Consider the following 9,118-nt stretch of genomic DNA (forward strand, 5'->3'; position numbering starts at 1 on the left):
GATCTACCGGGAGGAGGCGTGGATGAAACGCTGGAGAACACCGGCCACGGTGCTGCTGGCCGCGTCGGTGCTGCTGGCGTGCAGCGGACAGCGGCCGGTCGCGGGGCCGCCGCAGTCGAGCGCGCCGGCGACGGGACCGACCCAGGGCGGACGGCTGGTCTACGGGCTCAGCGCGGACGCCAACGGGTTCAATCCCGTCACCGACCAGTTCGCGGCACAGAGCTACAGCATGGCGGGCTCGATCATCGAACCGCTGGTCAGCGTGGACGCCAACGGCGAGTGGAAGCCGTACCTGGCCGAGTCGCTGACCCCGAGCAAGAAGTACGACGAATGGACGATCAAGGTCAGGCCGGGCGTCTCGTTCTCCGACGGGATCGCCCTCACCGGTGACATCGTCAAGGCCAACCTCGAAGCGCAGAAGGCCTCACCGCTGAACGCGGCGGTGTTCGTGCCGGTCAAGTCGTTCGAGCTGGTGGACCCGATGACGGTCAAGGTGCAACTCAACCAGCCCTGGGTGGCCTTCCCGTACTATCTGGCCGCGCAGATCGGCATGATCGTCCCGCCCGCGTCGCTCAACGACCCCAAGTCGGCCAGCCTCAAGCCGGTGGGCACCGGGCCGTTCGTCTTCAAGGAGTACGTCCCGGACAACCGCATGGTCGTCGCCCGCAACCCCAAGTACTGGCGGCAGGGCCTGCCGTACCTGGACGAGGTCGAGTTCAGGATCCTGCCCGACAGCCAGACCCGGGCCCAGACCCTCGAAGCCGGCGGGGTCGACGCCATCGGGACCTCGCGCGACGAGGACCTGACCAAGTTCGGCGCGCAGAAGGACACCTACACGGTGCACCGCGCGCAGGGCATGGCCGTGCCGGAGTACATGTTCCTGCTCAACACCGCGGTGGCCCCGCTCGACGACGTACGGGTCCGCAAGGCCCTCGCCTACGCCACCGACCGCAAGACCGTCATCTCGACCCTGCGCGGCGGGCTGACCAAGCCGGCCGACGGCCCGTGGTCGGAGGACTCCAAGTGGTACGCCCCCGGCGGCTACCCCGACTTCGACGCGGCCAAGGCCGCCGAACTGGTCAAGGAGGTGGAGGCGGAGAAGGGGCCGATCCGCTTCGAGCTGATCTCCACCCCCGACCCGAACACCATGCAGGGCGTGGAGCTGGCCCAGGACATGTGGCGCAAGGCCGGCATGGACGTGTCGATCAAGCAGGCTGACCAGCCCGACCTGATCAACCGCGCCATCACCGGGAACTTCGCCGCCACCGTGTGGACGCAGTTCTCCTCCCCCGACCCCGACGGCGAGTACATCTGGATGCACCAGGGGTACGCCAAGCCCGTCGGCGCCATTTCGCTCAACATGACCCGGCTCAAGGACGACAAGCTGAGCGCCGCCCTGGACATCGGCCGGACGAACCCGGACGAGGCCGCGCGCAAGCAGGCCTACACCACCGTGCAGGAGCGGCTGCGCGATCTGGTCCCGTACGTGTTCATCGACCACCTCAACACCGGGGCGATCGTGGCCAGGACCAAGGTGCGCGGCATCGGTGAGCACGTACTGCCCGACGGCGAGAAGGGATTGCCGCTGACCGGCTCGCCCATCCCGTACCACCCCTTCGGCCAGCTCTGGGTCAGCGAACGGTGATCATCGTCCACCGGCTGGTCCGGCTCCTGGTGGTGCTGGTCGTGGTGACCTTCCTCTCCTTCGTCCTGCTCAATCTGCTGCCGGGCGACCCGCTCACGCAGATCCTGGGCCTGTCGGCGACCGAGGAGGCCCGCGCCCAGCTCCGCCAGGAGCTCGGGCTGGACCAGCCGCTGATCGTGCGCTATCTCGACTGGCTGGGCGGGCTCGCCACCGGTGATTTCGGTGACTCCTACATCACCAGGATGCCGGTCGCCACCGAGCTGGCCGAGCGGCTGCCCGTCACCCTCGAGCTGCTGGTCGCCGCGCAGATCATCGCGCTGGGACTGGCGATCCCGGTGGGCGTGGCCGCTGCCCGCCGCGCCGGCCGCGCTCTGGACCAGGTGCTCACCGCGCTCAGCTTCGCGCTGCTGTCCACGCCCGTCTTCGTGCTGGGCGTGCTGCTGATCCTCGTCTTCGCGGTCACCTGGCAGGTGGTTCCCGCGACCGGCTGGACCCCCATCACCCTCGACCTGGGCTGGAACCTCACCTCCGTGATCCTGCCCGCGATCACGCTCGGCTGCGGGCAGCTGGCGGTCTACGCGCGGCTGCTGCGTACCGACCTGATCGCCACCCTCCAGGAGGACTACATCACGCTGGCGCGCGCCCGCGGCCTGTCGCCGCGCCGCATCCTGTGGCGGCACGCGCTGCGCCCCTCCGCGATCACCCTGATCACCGCCATCGGCCTCAACCTGGGCGCGCTCATCGGCGGCACCGTGATCATCGAGACCCTCTTCGGCCTGCCCGGCGTCGGGCGGCTCATCGTCGACTCCATCTTTTCCCGCGACTACCTGACGGTTCAGGGAGGCGTCGTGCTGATCTCGGTCGGCTACGTGGTGGTCAACTTCGCGGTGGACCTGGTGTACGCCGCCGTCGACCCCAGGATCCGGCGTGCGTAGGCGGCTGGGGCTCGGGTTCTGGCTGGCGATCGGCTGGATCGGGCTGGTGCTGCTCGCCGCCCTCCTCGCCGACCTGCTGCCGTTCCCCCGCTACGACGAGACGCTCGCCGGCCCGCCGCAGTCGGGGCCCAGCGCCGCGCACCCGCTCGGCACCGACGGGCTCGGCCGCGACGTCCTCAGCCGGGTCGTGTACGGGGCCCGTGTCTCGCTCGGCGTGGGCCTCGGCGCCGTCCTGCTCGGCCTGGGCATCGGCGCGCCGCTCGGCGTCCTGGCCGGATACCGGCGGCGGGCCACGGACGCGATCATCATGGCGGTCAACGACGTGGCGCAGGCCTTCCCGGCGCTGGTGTTCGCGCTGGCCGTGGTGGCCTTCGCCGGGGCGAACCTGCGCAACGTGCTCATCGTCCTCGGCGTGCTAGGCGTGCCCTCCTGGGTCCGCCTGATCCGGGGCGCCACCCTGACCTTCGCCGAGCGCGAGTTCGTGCTGGCCGCCCGCGTGCTGGGCACCCGTGACCGGCGGATCCTGTGGCGGGAGATCGTGCCGAACGTGGCGGTGCCGGCGGCGTCGTACGCGTTCATCGGCATGGCCGTGGTCGTGGTCGCCGAGGGCAGCCTGGCCTTCCTGGGGCTGTCCGTGCAGGCGCCCACCCCGACCTGGGGCGGGCTGATCAACGAGGGCCGCACCCTCATGGAGACCGCGCCGCACGTGGTGCTGGCCCCCTCGATCGCCATGTTCCTGACCGTGCTGTCGTTCAACCTGGTGGGCGACCGGCTGCGGTCCATGACGGACGTGCGGGAGAGCGGCCTGGAGCCGGTACGCCAGGCCGCCGCCGCGCCCGCCCTGCCCACCGCGCCGCACCCGATCCGCGACACCCTGCTCCAGGTGGAGGACCTGCGCACGCACTTCGTCACGCCGCGCGGGGTCGTCAAGGCCGTGGACGGGGTCTCCTTCACCCTCGAACGCGGCCGCACCCTGGCCATCGTCGGGGAGTCGGGCTCGGGCAAGTCCATGCTCATCCGCTCCATCCTCGGCCTGCTGCCCGGCACCTCGGTCCGGGGCGGGAACGTGTACCTGTCCGGCGACGACCTGACCACCTACAGCCCCGTCGAGATGCGCTCGGTCCTGGGGCTCCGGCTCGGGACCGTGTTCCAGGACCCGATGACGGCCCTGAACCCGGTACGGACGATCGGGACCCAGGTGACGGAGCCGCTGCGGGTGCACCTCCGGATGAGCCGCAAGCAGGCCCGCGCGGAGGCGGTGCGGCTGCTCGCCTCGGTCGGCATCCCCGACCCCGTACGCATGTTGCGCCGGTACCCGCACCAGCTCTCCGGCGGGATGCGGCAGCGGGTGACGATCGCGATGGCGCTGTCGTGCCGTCCCGACGTGCTGTTCGCCGACGAGCCCACCACCGCGCTCGACGTGACCATCCAGGACCAGGTGCTGCGGCTGCTGCACCAGCAGCGCGAGGAGCGGGACATGGCCGTGGTGCTGGTCAGCCACGACCTGTCGGTGGTGGCGCGGTGGGCCGACGAGGTGATCGTGATGTACGCCGGGAAGGTGGTGGAGCGGGGGCCCGCCGACGAGGTGTTCGCGCGGGCACGGATGCCGTACACGGAGGCCCTGCTGCAGGCGGCGCCCCGGCTGACGGACCCGGTGCACCACCGGCTGCGCGTCATCCCCGGCCGGCCGCCGGACCTGGTGGACCTGCCTGCCGGGTGCGCGTTCCGCGCGCGGTGCGCGTACGCGCAGGAGCGGTGCGAGCGGGAGGCGCCGCCGCTGTTCGAGGAGGCCCACCACCAGTACGCCTGCTGGTACCCCCGCGACACCGCCCCGGCCCGCCCCCTGGAACCCGCCCTGCTCCCCACCACCGCCTCGCCGAACTCCGACCACCCACCCACTTCGGACGCCCACCCCTCGGACGCCCAGCCATTGGACACCCACCCCTCAGACGCCCAGCCTTTGGACGCCCAGCCTTTGGACGCCCGCCGACCATCCACCATCGAAGCCCATCGACCATCGCCCCCCACGGGCACCCCTGAACCCCAGCACCTCCCGCACCCGTCACCGAGCGAGGCGGCCACGAAGACGACCACCGCGGCCGAAGAGGCGGCAGGCGTGAAGGGAGCTGAGTTCGGTGGCCGGTAGCGGAAGTGCGCACCTCCGTCCCCGTGACGAGGTGCTGCTGCGGGTGGAGGATCTGGTCGTGGAGTTCCCGGCGGGCCGCGGCCGCACCGTGCGGGCGGTCTCCGGGGTGAGCTTCGACCTGGCGCGCGGCGAGACGCTCGGCATCGTCGGCGAGTCGGGCTGCGGCAAGTCCAGCGCCGCCCGAGCGCTGGTCCAGCTCCCCAAGCCCCGCTCGGGCTCCGTCCAGCTCGACGGCCTGGAGCTGACCACGCTGCGCGGAGAGGCCCTGCGCAGGACCCGCCAGCGCCTCCAGATGATCTTCCAGGACCCCATCTCCTCCCTCAACCCCCGCCGCCGCGTCCGCGAGATCGTCGGCGAGGGCCCCCGCGTGTGGAACCTCCCCGGCGACCGGGTGGACGAGGTCCTGGAGGCGGTCGGGCTCGACCCGAAGACGGCGGCGGTGCGCCGGCCGCACGAGTTCTCGGGCGGGCAGTGCCAGCGGATCTCGATCGCCCGCGCCCTGATCCTCGACCCGGAGGTGGTGATCTGCGACGAGCCGGTGTCCGCCCTGGACGTCTCGGTGCAGGCCCAGATCCTCGGCCTGCTGGAGGATCTCAAGGCCCGCTACCGGCTCACGCTCGTCTTCATCGCCCACGACCTGGCCGTGGTGAAGAACGTCAGCGACCGGATCATGGTCATGTACCTGGGCAAGGTGTGCGAGCTGGCGCCGAGCGCGGACCTGATCAGCCGGCCGGCGCACCCGTACACGCGGGCTCTGATCGCCTCCATCCCCGGGGGCGGACTGGACCTGCCGCCCGCCGACACGCTGATCAGCGGCGAGCCCCCGTCCCCCGTCAGCCCGCCCACCGGGTGCCGCTTCCGTACCCGCTGCCCGCGGGCGACGGCGACGTGCGCCGCGGAGGAGCCCCAGATCAGGCAGATCGGCGAGGACCACTGGCTGGCCTGCCACAACCCCGATGATTCGCAACTTCACCGCAAGGAGTAACACCAGCATGGCCATCGATTTCACCCTCGCCCCGGAGCACGAGGAGATCCGCAAGCGGGTCCGCACCTTCATCCAGGGCACCGTCATTCCGGCCATGGAGGACCTGAAGGAGGGCGATCGCGACGAGTACCTCCGGGCGATCTTCCAGCTCCGTTCCCTGGCCAAGGCGGAGGGCCTGTGGCTGCCGCACATGCCGAAGGAGTGGGGTGGCATGGGCCTGGGTCACGTGGAGCTGGCCATGGTGCAGTCGGAGGCGGCCAAGACCCGCATCGGCCCGTGGGTGCTCAACTGCCAGGCTCCCGACGAGGGCAACATGCACACCCTGCTGCACTGGGCGAGCGACGAGCAGAAGGAGAAGTACCTTCGCCCGCTGCTCGACGGGGTGCAGATGTCCTGCTTCGCCATGACCGAGCCGGAGGTGGCCGGGTCCGACCCCACGCTGATCCGTACCGAGGCGGTCCAGGACGGCGACGAGTGGGTGATCAACGGCCACAAGTGGTTCATCTCCAACGCCCGGCGGGCCAACTTCGCCATCCTCATCGCCAGGACGGAGCCGGACGTACCGGAGGGTTCGCGCGGCGCCAACACGGCCTTCCTCGTGGACCTCCCCAACCCGGGCTGGAACGACGTACGCGAGGTGGAGACCATGCACGGCTCCACCGGCCACAGCGAGATCGTCATCAAGGACCTGCGCCTGCCCGACAGCGCGATCCTCGGCGGGCGGGGCAACGGCCACCGCCTGGGCCAGTACCGTCTGGGCCCGGCCCGCCTCGCCCACTGCATGCGCTGGATCTCGCAGGCGGAAACGGCGCTGGACATGATGGTCGACCGCGCGCTCAAGCGCTACAGCCACGGCTCCCTGCTGGCGGAGAAGCAGGGCATCCAGTGGATGATCGCCGACTCGGCCATGGAGCTCTACCAGTGCAAGCTGATGGTCCTGCACGCCGCCTCCAAGATCGACAAGGGCGATGACTTCCGTACGGAGGTGTCGATGGCCAAGCACTTCGTGGCCAACAGCCTCAACCGGATCATCGACCGCGCGATCCAGGTGCACGGGGCCCTGGGCTACTCGACGGACACGCCGCTGGCGAACATGTTCCAGCACGCCCGCTGGGCCCGCTTCGCCGACGGCGCCGACGAGATCCACCAGATGCGCATCGCGGAGCGCACGATCGCCGCCTACCAGGCCACCGGCTCCACCAGCACCGCCACCGGCGACCTCCCCCTGTAACCCCAGACCCCGCGCCTCCGGGGACGGAACCCCTCACATCCCCCTACTCACCTGCGTGGCGCCCGGCCTTCTCCGAGAAGCCCGGGCGCCACGCACGAGCCACACCCTAGGCACGTTCCACATCCGCCCAAATTTACCCCCACCACGCCCCGTCCAACCTCGACCCGACCTCGCCCCGCCTCAACCCCGGCCCAACCTCGCCCCGCCTGGACCCCGGCCCGGCCCAACCCCGCCCTCATCCCGACCGAGCCTCGCCCCGTCCCAGCCCCGTCCCGACCCAGCCCCGGCCCAATCTCGCCCCGCCTCAACCCCGCCTCAACCCGGCCCCGTCCCGACCCAGCCCCGGCCCGATCCCACCCCGCCCCCCATCCCGGCCCGGCCCTGTCCCGGCCACCCCGAGCGAGGTCGGGAATCCTTCGCCTCAGACAGTCACCCGAGGCGTGGGCAACGGCACGATCTCCCGCTCGTAGTAGGCCCGGAAGTCCTCACCACCGGCGAACATCTTGTCGAGCTCCCCCCGGCAAGCCGCGATCACCTCGCGATCGTCGATCCGCCGCGCCCCGCTGTGCGTCCCCGTTTCGTCATACGTCACCTCGTACATGACCGCCGTCCCGAGCACGACCAGCTCCGGCAAGCGCCGCCCCACCTCAAGCTCGGCCACCTCACCGGCATCAAGCACCCGCACCTGCTCGGCAGTCGCGACCTTCAGCGCCAGAACATGCATCTCCCACTGCAAATAGGGCGTGACCGGGTGCTCAACGATCCGAATTCTCCTGCGGACGAACTTCTCCGCCGGCCGTTCCCGGATCCCCGTCGCGCCCGTCGCATCGCACTCGCCGTCGATCAGCTTCAGCGACCGATTCCAGTCGCCCTCCATCATGGCGACCCAGCTGGGCTCCCCCGCCTCCCGGAAGCTCTGGATCCGTTCGAGCTTCCAGAACACGTCATCGATCTCCCGGAAATTCGGCCAGAAGTCATCGAGATACTCATCCGCACTCAGCAAGTCGCCTGGAATCTCACGAATGCGCTCAAGCATGAGGAATATCCCTTTTAGCCGCAAGCAGCGCGTTCCGCAGAACAACTACCAGACATTCAGTCGTGGGCCGGTGAACACATCCGACGGCAACCGCTACTCATACTCGCTGGTCAACTCCCTACCTATCACCATGAAGTCCCCGTTGTCGAGTTCCCGCAGGTCAGACCGGGCGGGTCGCCCCGGGCACCCCTGGGCAATCCCCGGGCCCAAGCACCAATTCCCACCCACCCGACCTCACCTCTTCATTGCTCATTCCAATCCCCCGACACCGGCCCCGCCCGCATGGGTCTGCCATTCGACTCGGCAGCGACCGGCTCGGGTCGGCGGGCGCCGGGGGCTCGGCCGGTGGGTCAGGTAGCGGTGCAGGACCGGGTGCCAGCGGTTGGCGGGCAGGTCGCGGAGGGCGGCGACCGCGAGGCAGTATTTGCTCACCGTCACCGGCCGCACCCCGAGCCCGCGCAGCACCTTGTCGATCACCGCCTTCCCGTCCACCGACTTCGACTCCAGCAGGACCAGGTCCTCGCGAGCCGGGGTGCTGCGTTGCCCGTCGCGGCAGAGCAGCCCGGTGTCGCACGTGAGCCGGGCCGCGCCGGATCGGTCGATGAGCGTGACCCGTTTGTAGTCGGTGGCCAGCACCGGCTCCATCGTCTCGGGTGCGATGAGGCGCAGCTCGCTGAGCAGCGTGTCGCGGACGAAGTCCAGCGCCTCCCTGGTTAGCGTCCGGCTCGGCACGCCGTCGTACGGGATGCGGTGTTTGTCCGTGGAGCCCCGCGCGCCGTTGAGCTTGAGCTCCAGCCACTGGCCGCCCCCATCGAGGTAGGTCCGGGTGCGCAGCTTGAACCGGCGCCGCCGGTCCTGCCGATGCTGGTGGTAGGTGAGCAGGTCAGGGGTGTCGAAGTAGGTGGAGGTGTAGCGGAACTGCCGCCGCCCGTCGATCCGCAACGCGCAGAACCGGTCGCCCAGCTCCGCCGCGAGTCTCGCCATGGTCGAGGCGGTCACGATGTATTTGCAGTCGACCCGGCTCATCAGCTCCGGCACGTCCTCGAGCCCGATAGCGGGGAGCGCGGCGGCGACTCCGGCGAGCAGCGCATCCGCGTACGGTTCAGCCATCCTGCCCCTCCAGCGATACCACGCCCACCC

At 70.3% G+C, this 9,118-nt stretch carries 7 protein-coding genes; 5 read left to right on the top strand and 2 right to left on the bottom strand.

What is annotated here, in order from left to right; all coding sequences use genetic code 11:
* Positions 1 to 22: 22 nt before the first annotated feature.
* The 5 genes from ACTWPW_RS32840 to ACTWPW_RS32860 are packed head-to-tail and all read left to right on the top strand — an operon-like array spanning position 23 to position 6,942.
* Positions 23 to 1,645, top strand: coding sequence for an ABC transporter substrate-binding protein (locus ACTWPW_RS32840; protein ID WP_375113068.1), 1,623 nt, complete (start codon positions 23 to 25; stop codon positions 1,643 to 1,645).
* A complete protein-coding gene (locus tag ACTWPW_RS32845) occupies positions 1,642 to 2,580 on the top strand; it encodes an ABC transporter permease (protein WP_375113067.1) in 939 nt (312 codons plus the stop codon). Before ACTWPW_RS32840 ends, ACTWPW_RS32845 begins: the two co-directional genes overlap by 4 nt.
* A complete protein-coding gene (locus ACTWPW_RS32850) occupies positions 2,573 to 4,726 on the top strand; it encodes an oligopeptide/dipeptide ABC transporter ATP-binding protein (RefSeq protein ID WP_443170886.1) in 2,154 nt (717 codons plus the stop codon). The genes ACTWPW_RS32845 and ACTWPW_RS32850 overlap by 8 nt, the downstream gene beginning before the upstream one ends.
* Entirely contained in the window at positions 4,716 to 5,711 is a 996-nt protein-coding gene (locus ACTWPW_RS32855; protein ID WP_375113065.1) for an ABC transporter ATP-binding protein, read from the top strand. Before ACTWPW_RS32850 ends, ACTWPW_RS32855 begins: the two co-directional genes overlap by 11 nt.
* A gap of 7 nt (positions 5,712 to 5,718) precedes the next feature.
* Positions 5,719 to 6,942 carry an acyl-CoA dehydrogenase family protein gene (locus ACTWPW_RS32860; protein WP_375113064.1) on the top strand — a complete coding sequence of 408 codons (1,224 nt, stop codon included), beginning with the start codon at positions 5,719 to 5,721 and terminating at the stop codon, positions 6,940 to 6,942.
* A gap of 421 nt (positions 6,943 to 7,363) precedes the next feature.
* On the opposite strand, the gene ACTWPW_RS32865 is transcribed toward ACTWPW_RS32860, so the two are convergent.
* Both ACTWPW_RS32865 and ACTWPW_RS32870 read right to left on the bottom strand, forming a co-directional pair.
* Positions 7,364 to 7,978, bottom strand: coding sequence for a DUF6879 family protein (locus ACTWPW_RS32865; RefSeq protein WP_375113063.1), 615 nt, complete (start codon positions 7,976 to 7,978; stop codon positions 7,364 to 7,366).
* 249 nt (positions 7,979 to 8,227) lie between these two features.
* Positions 8,228 to 9,088 (bottom strand): polyphosphate polymerase domain-containing protein, encoded by an 861-nt coding sequence (locus ACTWPW_RS32870; RefSeq protein ID WP_375113062.1) that lies wholly within the window; start codon positions 9,086 to 9,088, stop codon positions 8,228 to 8,230.
* Between the last annotated feature and the right edge of the window lie 30 nt (positions 9,089 to 9,118).

This window comes from Nonomuraea sp. KM90, assembly GCF_052246675.1.
Classification (GTDB): Bacteria; Actinomycetota; Actinomycetes; order Streptosporangiales; family Streptosporangiaceae; genus Nonomuraea.